Here is a 19,672-nt window from a genome sequence, read left to right as displayed (position 1 = left end):
TCTCAGCCGTTGCGGGCTTGCGCTCGGGATATCCTGAGCAGCGCGCCGTTGTCCTCATCCGTCACCATCAGCAGGGCGCCGTCGGGGGCGACGACGACGTCGCGGATGCGGCCGTATTCGCCCTCGAACAGGCGCTCTTCGGTGACGAAGGCGCCGCCGTCGTCGCGCTGCATGCGCGAGAGCAGTTGGAACTTCAGCGCCGCGACGAGGAAATTGCCGTCCCATTCCGGGAACATGGCGCCACGATAGACGACGAGGGCGCCTGGTGCGATCGAAGGATCCCAGTAATGGAGCGGCTGTTCCAGCCCGTCCTTGGCGGTGCCTTCACCGATCTCGGCACCCGAATAGTCGCGGCCATAGGTGATGATCGGCCAGCCGTAATTCTTGCCGGCCTCGGGCTGGTTGATCTCGTCGCCGCCGCGCGCGCCGTGTTCGACAGTATAGAGCTTGCCATCCTTGGCGTCGAAGGTGATGCCCTGCGGGTTGCGGTGACCTTTCGACCAGATTTCCGGCAGCGCCTTGCCGCCGTCCTTGAATGGATTGTCGGCAGGGATGCTGCCATCGGCATTGATGTGGATGATCGAGCCGGCATCGTCCTGCCAGTTCTGCGAGCGGTCGCGGTTGCCGCGATCGCCGACGCTGATGAACAGCGTACCGTCTGAGGCAATCGCGATGCGCGAGCCGTACTGGATATTGCCCGAGGTGAAGCGCCGCATGGTGAAGATAGGCCTCACGGCGTCGAGTGTCTTCTCGTCAGTGGAAAGCGCGGCGCTGAAGGCTTCGGTGCCGGAGCCCTGGCTGTTGGCGATGGCGGCGGTGAAATAGAGTTTGCGAGATGTCGCAAAGTCCGGCGCGAGCGCCACGTCCATCAGGCCGCCCTGACCACGAGCGCTGACCTTGGGTACGCCGCCGATCGGCTCGGAAACCTTGCCGTCGCGGACGATGCGCATGCGGCCCGGCCGCTCGGTGACGAGATAGGCCCCGTCGGGCAACACTTCGACCGCCCAGGGATGTTGGAGGCCGTCGGCGAGCTTGTCGACACGGACGGCGAGATCCTGCGTGTTGACGGTGTCGGCCGCATCCGCGGACATGGCGCCGAACAGGACCAGCGCTGCGGCGAAATGGAAGGCGGATATTCTCTTCATCTTGCTCCCCGTCGTTTCTCCATGTGGAACGTGGAGCGTGCAGGGAAGGGCTTCAACCCTCATTCGACCTGCAATAACGGCTTTGTGTTTACCGGTTGAACCGAGCCCGTCGCCTGGTCGTCGACCAATTCTGCCTCAAGGATGTAGCGCAGCGGCCCGCGTTCGGTGGCATTGAAGGGCCAGCAGGTGGTCAGCACCAGGCGGTGGCCATCGGAGGAGGGATCGATGCCGTTGGCATCCCACGGGGCGATGCGGCCCTCGCCGGCCTTGAAGGTCAATAGTTTGCCGTCGCGGCGGGTGACCTCGATCGTATCGCCGGGCTTTATGTATTGCAGCCAGCGGAAATGCGTGTCGCGATGGGCGGCAATGACGGAGGTGCCTTCCTCGCCGGGCTGCGGCGTGTTGACGAGCCAGGCCGGACCGAAGGCCAGAGCCTCGCCAGAGGCGCCGGAGAGCACGATCGCCTCCTTGCCGAGGCGCGGCGCGCGCACCTTGGCCTCCGTGGTGAAATCCGCCCAGGGCCAGGGTTTTGTCTCCTTCCCCTGCAACTCCGCGGCGAAGGCGCTTTTCAGCAGGATCTGGGAGAGCTCCGCTTTCGCCTTCAGCAGGAAACCGTCGCCGATCAGTGCCAAGCCATAGAAGGCAAGGCCGGCGATGGCAAAGGCGATCGTCTTTTCGATCGAGGAAAGACGCCAGAGGAAGAACCCCTTCCGCCGGCGAGGCTTCGGCCTGTCATAGGCCGTGGCGGCGGCCATGGCGAGTTCCAGATAGGTCGGAAGCGGCTCGAATTCTGCCGCCTCCTCGTTCTGGCTTGCAGAGAGCCTAGAGACCATCGCGCTTGGCTCCGACCGTGATAATGCGCTTGAGGCGCCGCCGCCAGACGGCCAGCCCGCTTGCCGCCGTCAGCGCCAGGAGCAGCATGGTAAGCCCGCGGATGATCTGCTCGTCGGCGCGCGTCGCCGTCTGCGGCAGGTTCACGGTCGAGCTCTTCTGCGCGATCATGGTGGCCGCCTTGGCAGTCGGGGCTGCGGCCATCATGTTTGCGATCTCAGGCGATGCGACAAGTGCCTGTGTTTCGGCCTGCTCCGGTCCGGCGTTTCCAGCCGGCGTGGCCGAGCCATGGCGTTCCGCGCCGCCAAGAGGGGCAGCGTTTTCGCCGGAGACTTTATCGAAGTCCCAACCATCCGGCAGGTTGAGCGGCAGCTTGGCCGAGCCGAGCGGCTGATCGGCCGGGCGCGACGGAGTGACATCGACGGCGACCAGGCTGGTGACGCGGGAGACGAGGTGATGGGCGAGCGCCACCGTCTCGATATCCTTGTCGAGCGCGGCCGGATCCTGACGCTCATAGGCGCGGGCCTCGAAATCGTCGATCTTGCGGCGCGCCCAGAGCTTGGAAATGCCGCTGCCGTCGGCGGCGTTGGCGATATCCATCTCGACGCGCCAGGGCTGGTCGCCTGTCTTGCCGATGATCTGCAGCTTGCCAGCATTGTTCTCGGGCAACTGCGCGGTCAGCACGACGGGCTCACCGCTATAGAGGTCCGGCATCGGGTTCGGCGTGATATCTTCGGCTTTGATGCCTTCGAAGGTGGCAGCGATATCGGTCATGGCTGGGTTCTGCAGCTTGGCGAAAAGCTCGCCCATGCGGCTTGCCACCTGATCGGTCGAGCCGATCGCCGTGAAGGTGCCGCGGCCCATCTCGGCGGCCTTGGTCATGAAATAGGTGTTCGGCGCCGAACCGATGCCGACGGTGAAGACCCGGGCATCGCCGCGATTTGCGGTGATTTCCTGGAAAAGCTGCTGTTCGTTGCCGATCGCGCCATCGGTCAGGAACACGACCTGGCGCAGCGCTCCGCTTGCGACCGGTCCCTGGTTGCGCAGCGCAGCCTGCAAGGCAGGCAGCATTTCCGTTCCGCCGTCGGCGGTCAGGCCTCTGACATAGCCGATCGCCTTTTCGCGATTGTCAGGGGTGGCAGTGACGAGACCCTTGAAATAGTCAGTCATCGTATCGTCGAAACGGATGACGTTGAAGCGGTCGTCGGGGTTCAGCTTGGAGATGGCAAGCGCCAGGCTCTGGCGGGCCTGCTCGATCGACGGGCCGGACATGGAGCCGGAATTGTCGATGACAAAGACCACCTCGCGTTTTGCCGGCGGCACTGCCGTGTCCGGGGCCGTGGGCGGGGTGACGAAGGCAAGCAGATAGGTCTTACCATCAATCACTTCGCGGAAGAGGCCGGCACTCGGCATCTTGCCGGCGGCGGCCTTCCAGGTGAGCTCGAAATCCTTGTCGGCGGGAACGGTGTCCGCCTTCAGGCTGATCGTCCTCGCCTGGTCGCCATCCTGGCTGATATCGACCGCATGGAAGGACGATTTGACATCGCCGAGCGGGAAACCAGCCCGGAGGTCGACGGTCAGCGAAACCGGATTGATCCTGGCGTTCTCACGCGGATCAAGCACGGGGGCAGCGATCTTGTCGCGGTTTTCCACCGGGTCGCGCGGCGTCGCAAAACCGGCGCCGTTGTTGAACTCGACAGTCTGGACGATCGGCGCCGGATTGTAGCGCGGGGCGACGACCATCGGGAAGCGCAGCGAGAACTCGCCACCCGACTGGTGGATGGTCTGCTGGTATTCGATCTGGACGACGATGGTTTCGCCGGGACCGATATTGGCGACCTGGTTGGTGAAGATGTTCGGCCGCTGCTGTTCGAGCAACGCCGTCTTCTTGCCCTCGGCCTTGGCCTGCTCGTAGATCTCGCGGGCCTCCTGGCGCGGCTTGATCTGGCCTTCGATGAAGCGTTCGCCGATCTGCATTTTCAGCGCGTCGACGGCGGAATTTTCGGGCAGCGGGAAGACGTAGGTGCCTTCGACCCAACCCTGGCTCGGATTCTGGAAGCGCTGCGTCACCTTCACCCTGGCGATCGGGCCGGAGACATCGATGGCGACATCGGTCTTCAGCCGCGGCGCTTCGACATAGAAGCCCGGCTCCTTCGACGGAAAGAGCAGCGAGCCGCTGTTGACATCGTTCGGCCGGACAAGCGCTGCGAGCTGGGCGGATGCCTGCGGCGTCTGCCCGGCGCGGGCAGCGGAGGCAAGCCCCAGCATCGCGGCGATGCAGGCGGCAAAGGCGGTGACGGCAATAAGGACTGAAACGGAAATTCGGCGCGCACGAATGCGCCCTACGGCAAACTCATCTTCCAGAAACATTGGCATACCCTCAATAACCAATTTCGGATGCCGGATGATGCGGCTTCGATCTCGGCGCGCTCGCGACCGAATTGCGGCGTGGCGCAGCATTTGTTGCGGCTTATTCGTGGCAATGGCCCAATTCGGCGATGCCACTGATTTCAGGGGATAAATCCGGATGACTTCAGAGATTGATTCAAGATCTGCGCATGGCGTTTCGACCGCGTGACGCAAGCCTCTCCGAAGGGGACGGCGTGCCGGGCGGGTGGCGCGGCGAACCGATCAATAAGAATCATGCCACCATGACGCCTTTCCGCTTGAAATGCCGTCATACATTGGACATAGAGCTAACCGCAGAACTCCGGTCCCGGCTTTCTGCCCGTTTCAACCATTAGGACCGTTATCATGGCTTTCCTTGCCGATGCTCTTTCCCGTGTGAAGCCTTCAGCCACCATCGCCGTCTCTCAGAAAGCGCGCGAGCTGAAAGCAAAAGGACGTGACGTCATCGGCCTTGGCGCGGGTGAACCGGATTTCGATACGCCCGATAATATCAAGACGGCCGCCATCGACGCGATCAACCGCGGCGAGACGAAGTACACGCCGGTTTCCGGTATCCCGGAACTGCGCAAGGCCATCGCCGCCAAGTTCAAGCGCGAGAACGGCCTCGACTATTCCTGGGAGCAGACGATCGTCGGCACCGGTGGCAAGCAGATCCTTTTCAACGCCTTCATGGCGACGCTGAACCCCGGCGACGAAGTCGTCATCCCGGCGCCTTACTGGGTTTCCTATCCTGAGATGGTGGCGCTATGCGGCGGCACACCGGTTTTCGTTTCGGCCACCCAGGAGCACAACTTCAAGCTCCAGGCCGCCGATCTCGAAAAGGCGATCACGCCGAAGACCAAGTGGTTCATCTTCAACTCGCCGTCCAACCCGACGGGGGCAGCCTATACGCAGGACGAACTGAAGGCGCTGACGGATGTGCTGATGAAGCATCCGCAGGTCTGGGTGCTGACCGACGACATGTACGAGCACCTGACCTATGGCGACTTCAAGTTCGTCACGCCCGTGGAAGTCGAGCCGAAGCTCTACGACCGCACGCTGACGATGAACGGCGTCTCCAAGGCCTATGCGATGACCGGCTGGCGCATCGGCTATGCGGCCGGTCCGATCCAGCTCATCAAGGCCATGGACATGATCCAGGGTCAGCAGACCTCGGGTGCGACGTCGATCGCCCAGTGGGCGGCCGTCGAGGCGCTGAACGGCACGCAGGACTTCATCCCTGCGAACAAGAAGATCTTCGAAGGCCGTCGCGATCTCGTCGTTTCGATGCTGAACCAGGCCAAGGGCATTGTCTGCCCGGTACCGGAAGGCGCCTTCTATGTCTATCCGTCCTGCGCCGGCCTGATCGGCAAGACGGCTCCGTCGGGCAAGGTGATCGAGACGGACGAGGATTTCGTTTCCGAGCTTCTGGAAACGGAAGGCGTCGCCGTCGTTCACGGTTCGGCCTTCGGTCTCGGCCCGAACTTCCGCATCTCCTACGCGACTTCGGAAGAGCTGCTCGAGGAGGCCTGCCGCCGCATCCAGCGCTTCTGCGGCGCCTGCAGGTAAGCGGTTTTTAAAAACACCAATCGAAGGCCTGCTGGCGACGGCGGGCCTTTTTCTTTGCGGCGACGTTGACGATGTAGCTGCATGTAGCTACATTTGCCTTCATGAAGACCGTTTCGATCCGTGATGCGAAGAACCGCCTGACCGAACTCGCTCGTGAGGTCGAGGAAGGTGAAACCATTGTCGTGACACGCAACGGTCGGCCGGTGTTCGATCTCGTGCCGCATCAAAAACGCGGCGGTTTGAACCTGGAGGCCGGCGAAGCCTATCTTCGTTCCAAGGGTATCACGCGGACGGAGATGTATATCGCCGACGACTTCGACGATCCTTTGCCGGAAGATTTTCTTCTCAAACCGCTGCCGTGATCATGCGTGTGCTACTCGACACGCATATGATCATCGCAATCGTCCAACGAAAGTTGACCGACCGTTTTCCTGATGTCCAACGCGTGCTTTTGCACGCTACGACCAAAGGTTTCGTCAGCGTCGCGAGCCTTTGGGAAATCGCGATCAAGACACGACTTGGCAAGTTGCAGCCGGGACTAACCCTGGACGTTATTCCAGCCTACCTGCAGGGCACGGGGCTGACGATCCTGCCCATCGGTATCGCGCACGTCATCACCGCCGCCGACCCCGAGCCGGAGACGCGCGATCCCTTCGATCGCTTGCTGCTCGCTCAGTGCAAGGTCGAGGGACTGCAGCTTGCGACAGTCGACCGACTGCTCGTCGATCATCCATTGGCGCTGCGGCTCTAAGTTCACGTTCCGATTCAATATGCTCCTCATCTGAATCCGCTTTGCCTCGCAAGTCGTTGAATTCCGATTCAAAACGTGACGCAGAGTGACGGTCCGGCGGGTGATCTGCGGTTGCGGGTTGGCATCAAACCAACTAGATATCCGGCATTAAGTCTAAGTTGCCGCTTCGGGAGGCCGGGATTTTGCAGCAGAGTGCCGTCATCGTCTGTTCGGATGTCAACATGCTGCCGGCCGCCTGCTGCACCCTGCTTTCCGTCAAGCGCAATCTCTCAGGTCCTGCGGTGGAATTTCTGCTTCTCGGCATCGACCTCAAGCCGAACGAGATCGCCGAGGTCGGAAATTTCGCGCGCCTGCACGGCATGACAATCAAGGTGCTGCCCTACAATACGCCGGATACGCTGCAGGCGCGGGGCCGCTGGTCGGGCGCGACGCTGGCGCGGCTCTACATGGATCTGTACATTCCCGATCATGTCGAGCGGCTGCTCTATCTCGATGCCGATGTGCTTGCGGTTGCGCCGGTCGACGACCTCTTCGCCATGGATTTGCAGGGCAAGGCGCTTGCCGCCATAGACGATTATGTCATGGCCTTTCCCGAGAAGGCCGGTGCACGGCAGCGGAAGATCGGCATGCGCGAGGGTGGTCGTTATTTCAATGCCGGCGTGCTGCTGTTCGACTGGTCAGCCTGCCGGGCGAGGGGGCTTTTTGCCAGGACACGGGAGATTTTCGAGGAGCGGTCGTATCTTTTCGAGAATAACGACCAGGATGCGCTGAACGTCACTTTCGATGGCGACTGGCTGGTGCTCGACCCGCGCTGGAACACGCAGACCGGCCTCCTGCCTTTCGTCGGCCAGCCGGCGATCATCCATTTCACCGGCCGGAAAAAACCGTGGCAGGCGACTGTGCCGTGGGTGCATCGCCGGATGGCCAAGCGTTATGTCGAGGATCTCGCCAATACGCCGTGGGCTTCCTTCTGCAGGCAGCCGTCGATGACGGGCCGGATGGCGGGGTTCCTTTCGCATTTGGGAAAGCGGATCGGCGGGCTGGCGCGGCTGGCACGAACACGCGCTTATTTCAGCAACAGCTAGTCGGGCGGCAGAGCGCATCGTCCTTGGAAAGTGCATGTGAGCCGATATGGAAGCAATCCCCAGCGACACGCAGACCATGGCCGCCTCGGATAGCGGCTTCAATTCTCCGACGCCGGAGGCGTGGAAAGCGCTGTTGTCGCACTATTCCCACATTGTGCTGGTGGCCAACAGCGAGGCCGTCGATTTCAAACGGCTGCGAAGCGAATTGCCGGAGACGGCGCTCTACGTCTTCTTCAACAATGTCTATAAGGTGCTCGACGAGCCCTTCGCCGGCCATGCGGTGCTGTTTGCCCGCAGCGGCGTGATGGGCGCCAATATCGTCCACCGGCGCGAGGCGGCGGAAGTCCTACGCTTTTTTGCCGGCGACGATTTTTTGGGCGTCGTCAACATTCGAGTCTCTCCGGAGGAAAACTTCAGCGAGGAGGGCCGCTTCGAAGGCGCTGAAACCCGTCACCTTGATCTGACGAAAATGCTCGTCGATCTCTATCCGGTGGGCAAGATCGCGACGAGTGGTTTTGCGGTAGCGCTGTGGCTCGCCGAGTTGCAACTGCCGGGCAAGGTCCTGCTTGCCGGTTTTTCGGCGAAGAGGAGCGAGAAGTGGAAGGTCTTCGACGTGCACGACTGGACGTTCGAGCAGATCTTCCTGCGTCTCTTTGCACGGATGGGCACGATCTCGATGATGGGCGGCGTGGATGCCAGCCCCTATGCGGCAATTGCCAGACGGTTTCCACAGGTGCCGCCAATCGAGATCGCGATGACGGCGGCCGAAGTCCTGTCGGAGCGGCTCCACAACGCAAATAGCCAGATCGACAGGCTCATGTCCGTCACCAAATCCATCCGCGCCATCGAGGGTTTCTTCCGGCGCTTCAAGCCGAAAACCCGCAAGCAGCGTTTCCTCGAAAAGTCGAAGGAATGACTGTCGAAAGCTCTCCTCAAAAGGTGGGCTGTCAGGCTGCTCTGTGAGTTGACGTTACGCGTGCGGATAACTGCTCTCCGTCCCCTGTCGGGAAGACGAAGCCTTCAAAGCCCCAGCGCGGTCAGCATGACGAAGGTGGCGAAGAGGATGAAATGCGTCATGCCCTCGATGGCGTTGGTCTCGCCGTCGTTGAGGTTGATCGCCGCGGCAATCAGCGTGATAGCCACCATCACCGTCTGTACCGGGGTCATCGCCATGATGAAGGGCTGGCCGGTATAGAGCGCGATCACCTCCATGACGGGCACCGTCAGGATGACCGTCGACAGCGAGGCGCCCATGGCGATATTGACCGTCGCCTGCATGCGGTTCCTGAGTGCCGCCCTCAACGCGGTCAGGATTTCGGGGGCGGCCGAAATCGCTGCGACGACCACGGCGGTGACGGGGATCGGCGCACCGCTGTCGCGCAGGCCTTCGGTCATGAAGGCGGCCATGAACTCTGCGAGCAGGCCGATGATGACGACGCCGACGAGAATGGTGGCGATCGAGATCGCGGCCGACTCGTCGGGGCCATGCTCGTCCGGACTTTCTTTCTTCCGTTCGGAGCGCGGATAGCTGTAACTGAAGAAATAGCTGTGCTGGCCGACCTGCATGCGCAGAAAGAGGCCATAAAGCGCGATCATTGCGACGATGGTGAAGGCGGAATAATAGTGCCATTTGTCGCTGGGCACGAATTCCGGCACGATCATCGAAATGCCCATGGCGGTGAGGATCATCACGCCATAGGTCTTGCCGGAATTGTCGTTATAGGGCTGTTCGCCGTGCTTGAGACCGCCGAGCAGGGCGGCCAGGCCGAGAATGCCGTTGATATCCAGCATCAAGGCCGAATAGATCGTGTCGCGCACCAGCGTCGGCGAGCTTTCGCCGCTCATCATGATGGCGAGGATGATGACTTCGACGGCGACGGCCGAGAGCGTCAGGATCATCGTGCCATAGGGATCGCCGACCTTGACGGCGATCAGCTCGGCATGATGGGCAACGCGGATCGAGGCGAGCACGATCGTGCCGACCAGGCCAGCGGCGGCAATCAGCGCGACGCCGCGCCCCATCCCGATCACCGCGTGTTCCAAGAGATAGGCGATCGCTGCAACGACAAGTGCGGCGACCAGAAACTTTTCCTCTTTAAAGCGTGACGCGATCCTCAAGCCTTAGCTCCTGTCCCGATTCATGCGTTCTATCTAAGTCACTGATTTCGCCTATCAAGCAAGTGCTGGTCGAGTGCCATTTGCAGTCTTCGGCGTTTAATGGAATACTGAACCTCATCGGGGCCGGAAAGCAGATCGCGGCGTCCTCGAATTCTCGTCAAGCGGCCGCGATGATCCGGATCTTTTCCGGAAGCGTGCGAATGCGCAACAAGAAGATGAGGAGACGGATGCATGATCAAGGTGGTCTACGAAGTCGTGCCGCATGACGGCGGCTGGGCCTACAGGCTGGGAGGTGTCTATTCCGAGGCATTCCCGACCCATGCCGACGCGCTTGAAGCTGCGCGCATCGTCGCGGCCGAACAGCAGGTCGGCGGCGATTCCGCCGAGATCAGTTGGCAGGACGAGAACGGCAAGTGGCATGAGGAATATGCCGAAGGCGGCGACAGGCCGGAAACCGAGGTGGTGGACGGCCAGTGGAAGGATCGCCCGGCCGAGGCCTCGCAAGGCATCGGCAGCTAACTATCTCCCGCCACTGCCCGTGCGACGATCGCATCGACGAATTCGCGCTTATGCGCAGTATAGCCGTCGCCGTCCATCCGGAATTCGGCCGCCAGTCTGCGTTTGAGAGCGGCATAATCGGCCGCCGCCAGTGGATGTGCGATGAGATAATCCCGGAAAGCCAGCCTGTTTCGATGCGTGCCGTTGCCGGAAGGGCAAAGGTAGACCCGTTCTGCCGGCACCGAACCTTTCGATAGAAACGCCCAGACCTCGTCGTCATAGCGATTGCCGCGTGGCTCGTAGCCTTCGGCCAGAAGCACGCCTGTGGCGTCCTCGATGTGCTCGAGGCCGGGAAGAACGATGTCGATATCGATGAGCGGCTTGGCGATCATGCCCGGTATGGATGTGCTGCCGATGTGATCGATGAAAAGCGCCTGCGGCAGCAAGGCCAGCAACCTGTTGCGGATTCGTCGGAAGGATTGCGGCCATTGCGGATCGTTGGGTACGAGTTCAACCGGATTGTGTATTCTCATTTCCCGTCCCGCTCGAGCGCCGCCCGTCCGATAGGATGCGCTCAGAACGCTCCGCTATTCTGTAGTATGCGCATGATTCTTTCCGAAAATCGATTTCGATTTTCGCGGTCACGCACTGGTCGAATGTCGATGATAGTCCTGCAGGCCCTTGACCAGCGCGTCGAAAGTGGCGCGGCAGCGCGGCGAAGTCTTCAAGCTCTCATGCATCGCCACCCACGTGCCGAGCGGAATGGCGAAGGCATCGGGCAGGACGTGCACCAGGTCAGGGTTCCCCCGGGCAAGTCCGATCTGGCAGAGACCGATGCCGACGCCGGCGCGGATCGCCGAGAGTTGGGCAAGATTGCTGTCGGTCCGGTAAGAGAATTTGATGTCAGGCACTGCATAGCGTTTCATCGCCATGCGCACATAGGCCGTCTGCCGGTCGAAGCCGATGAGCCGGTGGTTTGTGAGGTCAGCCAGGGTTTGCGGAATGCCGTGTCGTTCGAGATAGCGGCGATGAGCATGAAAGCCGAGGGGGATATCGCCGATGCGGCGCACGACGAGTGCAGCCTGCTGCGGTTCGGCCATGCGCACGGCAATATCGGCCTCGCGATTCATCAGGTCCTCGATCATATCGGATGCCGAGAGCTCGATCTGCAGTTCGGGATAGGTCTCCTGTAGCGGTCCGAGAATCGCCGGCAGCACTTCGACGGCGATGACCTCGCTGGCGCTGACCCTGACCGTTCCTGCCACGTGCTCGCGCTGGCCGGATGCGGTACGCAAAAGCGCGGCCGCGGTTGCAGCCAGCGTCTCGGCATAGGGCTTCAGCGCCAGTGCGGCGTCGGTCGGCAGCAGGCCGTTCGGTGAGCGGGTGAAGAGTTCGGCGCCGATCGCCAGTTCCAGTGCATCGACATGGCGGCCTATGGTCGGCTGCGTCAGCCCCAGTTCGCGGGCGGCGGCCGAAAGCGACCCCTGCTGAAGCACGGTCAGAAAACTGCGGTAGAAATCCCAGCTCGGTTCCACGCTCATATATTTTTGTATAATAGATACATTTCTTTCGTCAATTTCGTTTATGCCATTCTGATGGCATGATCCTCTCATCCGATCGAAGGAGATGATTATCATGAGCAGCGAAATGAAGACGACCGCCCTCGTTCTCGGCGCGACCGGCGGTATCGGCAGCGCGGTTGCCCGCAAGCTGCTTGCGCGCGGCTGGAGCATCCGGGCGCTCAACCGTGACGTCGCCAAGGCGTCGAGGAGCGAGCCGGCGTTCGAATGGGTGCAGGGCGATGCGATGAATGCCGGTGACGTCCTGAGGGCGGCCGAAGGCGTCAGCCTGATCGTCCATGCCGTCAATCCGCCCGGCTACCGCGACTGGGAAACACTGGTGCTGCCGATGCTCGACAATACCATCGCGGCTGCTCGCGCTGTCGGCGTGCGCATCGTGCTGCCGGGCAACGTCTATAATTTCGGTCCCGACGCCCTGCCGGCGCCGACGGAAGAAAGCCCGCAGCATCCGGTAACGAAGAAGGGGGCGATCCGGGTCGAAATGGAGAAGCGGCTGAAGGCGGCGTCACAGTCCCGTGCCGGCGTCATCATTGTCAGGGCGGGGGATTTCTTCGGCCCAGGCACGACGGCCAATAGCTGGTTTTCGTCTGGCCTCGTGACCCCAGGCAAGCCGGTCGGCACGATCAGGAACCCAGGTCGGCGCGGTGTCGGTCATCAATGGACCTACCTGCCAGACATGGCGGAAACCATCGCCCAGCTCATCGAGCGGGCCGATCTGCTGCCGGACTTCGCCGTCTATCACATGGAGGGCTTCTGGGATGCGGATGGCATGCAGATGGCCGAAGCGATCAAGCGCATTGCCGGCGGCAAGGCGAAGATCGGTGGCTTTCCCTGGTGGATCGTGCCGTTTGCCGCTCCTTTCGTTCCTGTGATGCGGGAGATCAAGGAGATGCGCTATCTCTGGAAGGTGCCGCTGCGGATGCGGAACGCCAGGCTTACGGCTGAACTCGGCAGGGAACCGCAGACACCGATCGACGAGGCGGTTCGGGCCTCGCTCGTGGCGCTTGGCTGCCTGCCCGAACTGCATCGCGAGACGACCGCTGCCTTGATCAGGCAGTTGCCTGAGAGCGCGGGTTAGGTCTGAAGTTCGGCCAGGGCGATCCGGGCGACCGTCAACGCCGTCTCGGCCTGCTGAATGTTCGGATCGCCGAGGAACCAGGCAGCGGAAAGGCCAGAATAGGCGGCGATCCATTGCAAAAGCCGCTTCGGCTCCAGCTTCGCCTCCGCCGAGACGACGGCGAGCTGGCGGCGGAAACGGGCGGGATCGGTGATGGTGGGCAGTTCCTCGTTGGCGAAGATATTGGCGAAATCGAAGCCTCGCTCGCCGTGGAGCCGCTTGGGATCGATCGCCAGCCAGCCGCGCGCCTCGAAATCGAGGATATTGTCGTGGTGGATGTCGCCGTGGAGGATGGTGAGATCACGCTGATCGGCAAGGAGGACGTTGGCTATCGCCGAGCAATCGGCAAGCGTGCCGCCATGCTTGCCTGCTGCCGGCTCCAGATCACGGAACCAACGGGTAAGGGAGATGGGATCGGGAAGCGGTTTTTCTCGCGGCGCATGCAGCCGGGCCGCGGTGCGGCAGAGGATGCGGCTTGCCTCATCGTCCGCGCCGTTCATCGCCATGGCAAGCAGCGAGCGTTTTCCCGTCGCCCTTTCGAGCAGCACGGCATCGCCTTCATGGGCATAGACATAGGCTGCGCCGTCACCGTCCCACCACTGCATCAGAAGCGCGCCGTATCGTTCGTCGATATCGGCCGCCACTTTCAGCATGGCAGGTCTGTCCTGCCAGAGGACCGGCAGCAGGCGGCTGGAATGGGTGATGATGGGCTCGCCGTCTGATATCAGCGACCAGCGATCAAGATAGGGAGCAAACATGGCGGCACCCTACAAAAACGCGTCGAAGATGGAAATCCCGCCTTTCGGCGGGATTTGCGTTCGCGTGAAGGTCAGGCGACCTTTTCGAGAATGGGATAGTCGATATAGCCCTTGCCGGTGCCGCCATAGAAGGTCGACTGGTCGGGCGTGTTGAGCGGCAGATTGTGTACCAGGCGCTCGACGAGATCGGGATTGGCGATGAAGGGCTTGCCGAAGGCGACGAGATCGGCGCGACCGCTTTCGACGGCGTCGATCGCCAGATTGCGATCGTAGCCGTTGTTGACCATCCAGTCGGCCTTACCGCCGGCCTTTTCATAGGTCTGGCGCAGCGCTTTGTAATCGAAGGCGGGATTGTCGCCCTGCTTGTAGTCGCGGTCGCCGCCGGTCTGGCCTTCGATGACATGGATATAGGCGAGATCGTATTTGGCCAGTCCTTCGACGACATTTGCGAAGGTCGCTTGCGGATTGGAATCGTAGCTTTCGCCTGATGGCGTCACCGGCGAGATGCGGATTGCAGTGCGGCCGGCGCCGATTTCCTTGACCACGGCATCGACGACTTCGAAGGTCAGACGGGTACGATTTTCGATCGAGCCGCCATATTGGTCTGTGCGGTCGTTGATACCGTCGCGGATGAACTGGTCGAGCAGATAGCCGTTGGCGCCGTGGATCTCGACACCGTCGAAGCCGGCGTCGATCGCCGCCCGGGCAGCCTTGCGGTAATCCTCGATGATGGCGGGGATTTCGGCGGTTTCGAGCGCGCGCGGCTCGGAGGTGTCGGCAAAGCTGCCGGTGCCGTCGGCATTGACCAGATAGGTCTTGGCCTTGGCGATGCGGTTGGTCGAGGAAACCGGCTTGCCGTCGTTCGGCTGCAGCGTCGTGTGCGAGATACGGCCGACATGCCACATCTGGACGACGATCTTGCCGCCGGCTGCGTGAACGGCGTCGGTCACGCGCTTCCAGCCGTCGAGAGCCTCTTTGCTGTAGAGACCAGGCACGTTAGCATAACCCTGGCCCTGATGGGTGATCGCGGTTGCTTCGGTGATGATCAGGCCTGATGTGGCGCGCTGGCGGTAATATTCGACGTTGAGGTCGTTGGGGATTGCGCCCGGCGAGCGGTTACGGGTGAGTGGCGCCATGACGATGCGGTTCTTGACGGATATGTCGCCGACTTTCGTGGGTTCGAAAAGCTTGGCCATGATGGTCCTTTCTTTTGCGGGAGGATCACTCGGCAGGGGCGAGGGCAGCCCGGCCCCTGGCGGAGAGATAGGTGAGCGCCGTCGCCCCGAGGCCGATCAGGGCCATCAAGGCCGCGGCGAGCGGAACGCGGGTCAGATCGAAGCCGGCGTCGATGACCAAGCCACCCACCCAGGCGCCGAGCGCATTGCCGGTGTTGAAGGCGCCGATGTTGATCGTCGAGACGAGGTTCGGGGCGTCCTTGCCGAAGCCGACGACGCCGACTTGCAGCGCCGGTACGGCGGCAAAGCTCGCTAGTGCCCAGAGGAAGAGGGTGATTTCAGCCGGGATGAAGAAGCGGCTCGTATAGCTGAAGGCGATCGAAGTGATGGCGATCGCGGCAAAGACCCCGGCTAGCGTCGCGCCGAGCCGCCAATCGGCAAGCTTGCCGCCGACGAGGTTGCCGATGGTCAGCCCGAGGCCGATCAGGAACAGCGTCCAGGTGACGCCTTTCGGCGAAACGCCGGTGACGTCGCGCAGCAGCGGCGCGATATAGGTGAAGAGGGTGAACATAGAGGCGGCGAAGAAGACGGTGGTGGAGAGTGCTAGCCACAGACCGCCATTCCTGAGTGCCGCAATCTCGCGCAGGATGCTGCCGTTTTCTTGCTGCTTGTCCCTTGGCAGGATGGCGATCAGGCCTGATATGGTGAAGATACCGATGACGGTGACGACGCCGAAGGTGGCGCGCCAGCCATAGGCCTGACCGATCGCGGTGCCGAGCGGCACGCCGAGAACGTTGGCGAGCGTCAGGCCAGTGAACATCAGCGCGACGGCTCGGGCCTTGCGGTCTTCGGCGACGAGGCCGGCGGCGACCACCGAGCCGATGCCGAAGAAGGCGCCGTGGCAGAGTGCTGTCACGACACGGGCGATCATCAGCACCCAGTAGTCGCTCGCCAGAGCGCACAGCAGGTTGCCGGCGATGAAGAAGGCCATCAGCGCAATCAGGGCGGTACGGCGCTTCAACTTCGCGGTCGAAATCGCCATCACAGGGGCGCCGATCGCGACCGCCAGGGCATAACCGGTCACCAGCCATCCGGCCTGCGGGATGCTGACCGAGAGATCGGCGGCGACCTCCGGCAACAGACCCATGATGACGAATTCAGTGGTGCCTATCGCAAATGAGCTCAAGGCAAGAACGAGGAGGGCGAGGGGCATTCTAAAGATCCTGCGTCAGTTGCTTGAGGAAGGCGGCGATGGTTTCCTCGTTGCGCTTGTAAAAGATCCACTGGCCGACGCGTTTGGTGGTGACGAGGCCGGCGCGATGCAGCGTGCCGAGATGGGCCGAGACAGTCGACTGCGACAGGCCGCAGCGCTCGAACTGGCTGGCGCAGACGCCCATTTCGAAAGGATGCTCCTGCGAGGGGAAATGCTCCTCGGGATTTTTCAGCCAGTTGAGAATGTCCATCCGGGCGGGATGGGCGAGCGCCTTAATAATTTCGTCTTTGTCCATCGTCGTTCGCCGAACTATAAATCGTGTCTGACCGATATATCGATCGTCAGCCTTCGATATGCAAATCACGGAGGCGTGAGGCTGCGGTGTTTAGTGAGTGCGCAAATTTTAGGCAAAAAAAGAGGGCCACCGGAAAACCAGGGCCCTTGTAATTGTGAAGGTCAAAAACCTCCAGAGGGGAACAGCTAATGCGGTGGTACTGGGAGAGAAACCACAAGATGCATCAGCTGAGAGAGATATGGTGCTTCCTTGAGCAGGTTTCAATGCTTTTTTGTGCATGTCTGCTATGCGTCGCACAATTTTTTTGCGGTGCGGCATTTATCGAGGGAGCAAGGGGAAAAAAAGAGGGCCACTGGAAAACCAGGGCCCTTATAAGTGTGAAGGTCAAAAACCTCCAGAGGGGAACAGCTAATGCGGTGGAACTGGGAGGAAAAGCCACCATGTGCATCAGCTATGTGCGATATGGTGGTTTAATGGGCAAACGGCAACCCTCATTTGTGCATGCCAGTCATGCGTGTTCTGCATAGTCGGCAATTCATCAATAAAACCAGGCTTAAAAGTTCCAGTTTCTGGCCTTGCTGACGATGAAATCGCGGAAGGCTTTCAGCTTGGCGGCGTTCTTGATCTCGTCGGGATAGCAGAAATAGGTGTCGAAGGAGGGTACGTCGGCATTGATCGCCAGCTGAATCAGGCCGGGGTCGCGGCCGACGATGTAATCCGGCAGGCAGGCGACGCCGATGCCGAGCAGGGCGGCGCGCTTGATCGAGGTCTGGCTGTTGATCTGCAGATGCGGAATACGCTTGTTGTCGGACGAGCGGCCGGCGACCTCAAGCCAGTTGACATCGAGCAGGTAACTCGGCGCCGGCTCACCGAAAGTGATGATGCGGTGATTGTCGAGATCCTCGACCTTCTGCGGCTCGCCGTGGCGGTTGATGTAGGACGGGGCCGCATAGACATGCATGTGCACGGTGAAGAGTTTGCGCTGGATGAGGTCGGACTGTTGCGGCTGGCGCAGGCGGATCGCGCAGTCGGCATGACGCATGTTCACATCCACTTCCTCATTGTCGAGGATCAGCTGGATCTGCACATCGGGATAAAGCTGCAGGAATTCCTGGATCTTGTCGGTCAGCCAGCCCTGGCCGAGACCGACCGTCGTGGTGACGCGCAGTTTGCCAGACGGGGTTTCCGTCGTTTCGGTAAGCTGCATCTTCACGGTTTCGAGCTTCAGCAGCACGTCATGGGCGGTGCGGTAAAGCAGCTCGCCCTGTTCCGTCAGAATCAGGCCGCGCGCATGGCGGTGAAACAGCTTGGTGCCGACATCGTGCTCCAGCGCGCTGACCTGGCGGCTGATGGCGGATTGGGACAGATGCAGTTTATCCGCCGCATGCGTGAACGAACCCGCCTCGGCAGCTGCGTGAAAAATACGCAGCTTGTCCCAATCCAATGGCATTCCCCCACCCCTCATGCCGATCTTACTCCGCGGCCACGGCGACGGGCATGTGGCCCGTCAGATATCGCTCGGCTTCAAGCGCTGCCATGCACCCCAGGCCGGCGGCAGTGATCGCCTGGCGGAACGTGTCATCCGTCACGTCGCCCGCGGCATAGACGCCGTCCAGGCTGGTTGCAGTCGAATCCGGCGCGGTCCAGAGATAACCATTGTCCTTCAGCTTCAGCTTGTCTTTGAAGAGCTCGGTTGCCGGCGCATGGCCGATGGCGACGAAGACGCCATCGATCACCATGTCGGTGATCGTGCCGGTTCTGACGTCGCGCAGGCGCGCGCCGGATACGGATTGCGGCATCGGCGGCTTGGCCGGAGTGCCTGTTATTTCGGCCACTTCGGTATTCCACAGAACCTTGACATTGTCCTTGGAGAAAAGACGCTCCTGCAGGATCTTCTCGGCTCGGAAGAAGTCGCGGCGGTGCACTAATGTGACCGACTTGGCGATGTTGGAGAGATAGAGCGCCTCTTCGACGGCGCTGTTGCCGCCGCCAACCACGATCACATCCTTGTTGCGATAGAAGAAACCGTCGCAGGTGGCGCAGGCCGAAACGCCGAAGCCCTGGAAATGCTGCTCGCTCTCGATGCCGAGCCACTTGGCCTTGGCGCCGGTGGCGATGATCAGCGTATCGGCGGTCCAGACCTGGCCGCTGTCGGTGCGGGCGACGAAAGGACGCTGATTCATGTCGACTTCGGTCACGAGGTCGTTGACGATCTCGGCGCCGACGTGTTTTGCCTGCTGCAGCATCTGTTCCATCAACCAGGGACCCTGGATTGGATCGGCAAAGCCCGGATAGTTCTCGACATCGGTGGTGATCATCAACTGGCCGCCCTGTTCGAGACCGGCGATCAAAACCGGTTTCAGCATGGCGCGCGCGGCATAGACCGCGGCGGTATAGCCCGCAGGTCCGGAACCGATGATGAGCACCTTCGTATGGCGGGCGGGCATGTCATTTCCTTTCGACTGGCAGGAGGGCGGCGGCTAAATAGCGATTGCGGCCGTTTCGCGTCCCTGCGCCATTTATGAACGTCCAATGCTTTTATTCAAGGGCAGCCTTGCGTTACCAACAAGGCAAATCGCCCGGATGTGCAAGAATCCGTTAGCGGCGTGAAACTTTCTTGCGTATTCCGCGGCTTTATATAGAAGCTCCCCGCGGAGAATTAAAGAAAGGCAATGATGTGGGTCGTGCGGAACTCGACGTCATCGACATAAAGATCCTCCGGGAGCTGCAGGCCGACGGCCGCATGACCAATGTGGAGCTTGCCGATCGCGTCGGCATCTCGGCGCCGCCTTGCCTGCGCCGGGTGCGCAAGCTCGAGGAAGCCGGTATCATCGAGGGCTACCACGCGATGCTGAACAGCCCGAAGCTCGGCTTCGACCTCGTCGCTTTCTGCATGGTCGGCCTCAAGCACCAGTCGGAGGGAAATCTCAAAGCCTTCGCCGCTGCCACCGCCGAATGGCCGCTGGTGCGCCAGGCCTGGATGGTTTCCGGCGACAGCGATTTCCTGCTGCATTGCGTGGCGGAGAATCTCACCCGCTTCCAGGATTTCGTTATCGAGGTGCTGACGGCGAACGAACATGTCGATACCGTGCGCACCATGCTGACGATCCGGCAGGTGAAGAAGCTGGGACTGGTGGAAGTCTAAAGCC

Annotated in this window: 20 protein-coding genes; 8 read left to right on the top strand and 12 right to left on the bottom strand. The window is 61.4% G+C overall.

Translation table 11 applies throughout. The features are described from left to right. Positions 1-2: 2 nt before the first annotated feature. From AC244Q_RS15775 to AC244Q_RS15765, 3 genes are read right to left on the bottom strand one after another with little or no spacing between them, the layout of a single operon-like run. Positions 3-1,145: a PQQ-dependent sugar dehydrogenase gene (locus AC244Q_RS15775; RefSeq protein WP_128405954.1), complete on the bottom strand. Its 1,143-nt coding sequence runs from the start codon at positions 1,143-1,145 to the stop codon at positions 3-5. A gap of 59 nt (positions 1,146-1,204) precedes the next feature. Next, a complete protein-coding gene (locus AC244Q_RS15770; RefSeq protein ID WP_128405953.1) occupies positions 1,205-1,978 on the bottom strand; it encodes a class GN sortase in 774 nt (257 codons plus the stop codon). Further along, positions 1,968-4,346, bottom strand: a complete 2,379-nt coding sequence (locus tag AC244Q_RS15765) for a marine proteobacterial sortase target protein (RefSeq protein ID WP_128405952.1) — start codon at positions 4,344-4,346, stop codon at positions 1,968-1,970. Before AC244Q_RS15765 ends, AC244Q_RS15770 begins: the two co-directional genes overlap by 11 nt. Positions 4,347-4,730: 384 nt before the next feature. Here AC244Q_RS15765 and AC244Q_RS15760 point away from each other — a divergent pair, with 384 nt between their 5' ends. The 5 genes from AC244Q_RS15760 (at position 4,731) to AC244Q_RS15740 (ending at position 8,685) form a co-directional block, all read left to right on the top strand. Continuing rightward, positions 4,731-5,933, top strand: coding sequence for a pyridoxal phosphate-dependent aminotransferase (locus tag AC244Q_RS15760; RefSeq protein ID WP_017994794.1), 1,203 nt, complete (start codon positions 4,731-4,733; stop codon positions 5,931-5,933). 101 nt (positions 5,934-6,034) lie between these two features. Next, positions 6,035-6,295, top strand: a complete 261-nt coding sequence (locus AC244Q_RS15755; RefSeq protein WP_011652922.1) for a type II toxin-antitoxin system Phd/YefM family antitoxin — start codon at positions 6,035-6,037, stop codon at positions 6,293-6,295. A 2-nt stretch (positions 6,296-6,297) separates the two neighbouring features. Beyond that, positions 6,298-6,684, top strand: coding sequence for a type II toxin-antitoxin system VapC family toxin (locus AC244Q_RS15750; RefSeq protein ID WP_026157432.1), 387 nt, complete (start codon positions 6,298-6,300; stop codon positions 6,682-6,684). A 182-nt stretch (positions 6,685-6,866) separates the two neighbouring features. Then, positions 6,867-7,769, top strand: coding sequence for a glycosyltransferase family 8 protein (locus AC244Q_RS15745; protein WP_017994792.1), 903 nt, complete (start codon positions 6,867-6,869; stop codon positions 7,767-7,769). A gap of 46 nt (positions 7,770-7,815) precedes the next feature. Continuing rightward, entirely contained in the window at positions 7,816-8,685 is an 870-nt protein-coding gene (locus tag AC244Q_RS15740; protein ID WP_017994791.1) for a hypothetical protein, read from the top strand. 104 nt (positions 8,686-8,789) lie between these two features. Here the strand turns inward: AC244Q_RS15740 and AC244Q_RS15735 are convergent, their stop codons facing one another. Beyond that, on the bottom strand, positions 8,790-9,887 hold the full coding sequence (locus AC244Q_RS15735) for a calcium:cation antiporter (RefSeq protein ID WP_012758414.1): 1,098 nt from the start codon (positions 9,885-9,887) through the stop codon (positions 8,790-8,792). Positions 9,888-10,118: 231 nt separating this feature from the next. Here AC244Q_RS15735 and AC244Q_RS15730 point away from each other — a divergent pair, with 231 nt between their 5' ends. Next, positions 10,119-10,406 carry a DUF2188 domain-containing protein gene (locus tag AC244Q_RS15730; RefSeq protein ID WP_012758413.1) on the top strand — a complete coding sequence of 96 codons (288 nt, stop codon included), beginning with the start codon at positions 10,119-10,121 and terminating at the stop codon, positions 10,404-10,406. Here AC244Q_RS15730 and AC244Q_RS15725 read toward each other — a convergent pair. Next, complete coding sequence (locus AC244Q_RS15725; protein ID WP_128405951.1) at positions 10,403-10,918, bottom strand: GrpB family protein; 516 nt, start codon at positions 10,916-10,918, stop codon at positions 10,403-10,405. The two genes, AC244Q_RS15730 and AC244Q_RS15725, sit on opposite strands and share 4 nt — an antisense overlap. Before the next feature lie 108 nt (positions 10,919-11,026). After that, entirely contained in the window at positions 11,027-11,926 is a 900-nt protein-coding gene (locus AC244Q_RS15720; protein WP_128405950.1) for a LysR family transcriptional regulator, read from the bottom strand. Positions 11,927-12,020: 94 nt separating this feature from the next. On the opposite strand from AC244Q_RS15720, the gene AC244Q_RS15715 reads away from it, so the two are divergent. Continuing rightward, positions 12,021-13,043 (top strand): NAD(P)H-binding protein, encoded by a 1,023-nt coding sequence (locus tag AC244Q_RS15715; protein WP_128405949.1) that lies wholly within the window; start codon positions 12,021-12,023, stop codon positions 13,041-13,043. Here AC244Q_RS15715 and AC244Q_RS15710 read toward each other — a convergent pair. The 6 genes from AC244Q_RS15710 to trxB all read right to left on the bottom strand — a co-directional run bounded on the left by AC244Q_RS15710 (position 13,040) and on the right by trxB (position 18,970). Next, positions 13,040-13,840 carry an aminoglycoside phosphotransferase family protein gene (locus AC244Q_RS15710; protein ID WP_113545274.1) on the bottom strand — a complete coding sequence of 267 codons (801 nt, stop codon included), beginning with the start codon at positions 13,838-13,840 and terminating at the stop codon, positions 13,040-13,042. The genes AC244Q_RS15715 and AC244Q_RS15710 overlap by 4 nt on opposite strands. Before the next feature lie 71 nt (positions 13,841-13,911). Next, positions 13,912-15,036, bottom strand: coding sequence for an alkene reductase (locus AC244Q_RS15705; protein ID WP_128405948.1), 1,125 nt, complete (start codon positions 15,034-15,036; stop codon positions 13,912-13,914). Between the two features lie 25 nt (positions 15,037-15,061). Further along, the gene (locus AC244Q_RS15700; RefSeq protein ID WP_128405947.1) at positions 15,062-16,228 is read right to left on the bottom strand and encodes an MFS transporter; all 1,167 of its coding nucleotides are present in this window, start codon (positions 16,226-16,228) and stop codon (positions 15,062-15,064) included. Between the two features lies 1 nt (position 16,229). Further along, a complete protein-coding gene (locus AC244Q_RS15695) occupies positions 16,230-16,523 on the bottom strand; it encodes an ArsR/SmtB family transcription factor (protein ID WP_033180208.1) in 294 nt (97 codons plus the stop codon). Between the two features lie 553 nt (positions 16,524-17,076). Continuing rightward, on the bottom strand, positions 17,077-17,973 hold the full coding sequence (locus AC244Q_RS15690) for a LysR family transcriptional regulator VtlR (protein WP_003561253.1): 897 nt from the start codon (positions 17,971-17,973) through the stop codon (positions 17,077-17,079). A gap of 22 nt (positions 17,974-17,995) precedes the next feature. After that, on the bottom strand, positions 17,996-18,970 hold the full coding sequence (gene trxB / locus AC244Q_RS15685; RefSeq protein WP_029873321.1) for a thioredoxin-disulfide reductase: 975 nt from the start codon (positions 18,968-18,970) through the stop codon (positions 17,996-17,998). 230 nt (positions 18,971-19,200) lie between these two features. On the opposite strand from trxB, the gene AC244Q_RS15680 reads away from it, so the two are divergent. Continuing rightward, positions 19,201-19,668: an Lrp/AsnC family transcriptional regulator gene (locus tag AC244Q_RS15680; protein WP_003541645.1), complete on the top strand. Its 468-nt coding sequence runs from the start codon at positions 19,201-19,203 to the stop codon at positions 19,666-19,668. Positions 19,669-19,672: the final 4 nt, after the last annotated feature.

This window comes from Rhizobium sp. CB2179 (assembly GCF_057653455.1).
The sequence above is the reverse complement of the archived record's forward strand: the minus strand, read 5'-3'. Positions and strand labels throughout refer to the sequence as shown.

Bases quoted from the DNA above. Each gene is read 5' to 3' on its own strand.
- AC244Q_RS15775 (WP_128405954.1), bottom strand. From the start codon at position 1,145: ATGAAGAGAATATCCGCCTTCCATTTCGCCGCAGCGCTGGTCCTGTTC.
- AC244Q_RS15770 (WP_128405953.1), bottom strand. From the start codon at position 1,978: ATGGTCTCTAGGCTCTCTGCAAGCCAGAACGAGGAGGCGGCAGAATTC.
- AC244Q_RS15765 (WP_128405952.1), bottom strand. From the start codon at position 4,346: ATGTTTCTGGAAGATGAGTTTGCCGTAGGGCGCATTCGTGCGCGCCGA.
- AC244Q_RS15760 (WP_017994794.1), top strand. From the start codon at position 4,731: ATGGCTTTCCTTGCCGATGCTCTTTCCCGTGTGAAGCCTTCAGCCACC.
- AC244Q_RS15755 (WP_011652922.1), top strand. From the start codon at position 6,035: ATGAAGACCGTTTCGATCCGTGATGCGAAGAACCGCCTGACCGAACTC.
- AC244Q_RS15750 (WP_026157432.1), top strand. From the start codon at position 6,298: ATGCGTGTGCTACTCGACACGCATATGATCATCGCAATCGTCCAACGA.
- AC244Q_RS15740 (WP_017994791.1), top strand. From the start codon at position 7,816: ATGGAAGCAATCCCCAGCGACACGCAGACCATGGCCGCCTCGGATAGC.
- AC244Q_RS15730 (WP_012758413.1), top strand. From the start codon at position 10,119: ATGATCAAGGTGGTCTACGAAGTCGTGCCGCATGACGGCGGCTGGGCC.
- AC244Q_RS15725 (WP_128405951.1), bottom strand. From the start codon at position 10,918: ATGAGAATACACAATCCGGTTGAACTCGTACCCAACGATCCGCAATGG.
- AC244Q_RS15720 (WP_128405950.1), bottom strand. From the start codon at position 11,926: ATGAGCGTGGAACCGAGCTGGGATTTCTACCGCAGTTTTCTGACCGTG.
- AC244Q_RS15715 (WP_128405949.1), top strand. From the start codon at position 12,021: ATGAGCAGCGAAATGAAGACGACCGCCCTCGTTCTCGGCGCGACCGGC.
- AC244Q_RS15710 (WP_113545274.1), bottom strand. From the start codon at position 13,840: ATGTTTGCTCCCTATCTTGATCGCTGGTCGCTGATATCAGACGGCGAG.
- AC244Q_RS15705 (WP_128405948.1), bottom strand. From the start codon at position 15,036: ATGGCCAAGCTTTTCGAACCCACGAAAGTCGGCGACATATCCGTCAAG.
- AC244Q_RS15700 (WP_128405947.1), bottom strand. From the start codon at position 16,228: ATGCCCCTCGCCCTCCTCGTTCTTGCCTTGAGCTCATTTGCGATAGGC.
- AC244Q_RS15695 (WP_033180208.1), bottom strand. From the start codon at position 16,523: ATGGACAAAGACGAAATTATTAAGGCGCTCGCCCATCCCGCCCGGATG.
- AC244Q_RS15690 (WP_003561253.1), bottom strand. From the start codon at position 17,973: ATGCCATTGGATTGGGACAAGCTGCGTATTTTTCACGCAGCTGCCGAG.
- trxB (WP_029873321.1), bottom strand. From the start codon at position 18,970: ATGCCCGCCCGCCATACGAAGGTGCTCATCATCGGTTCCGGACCTGCG.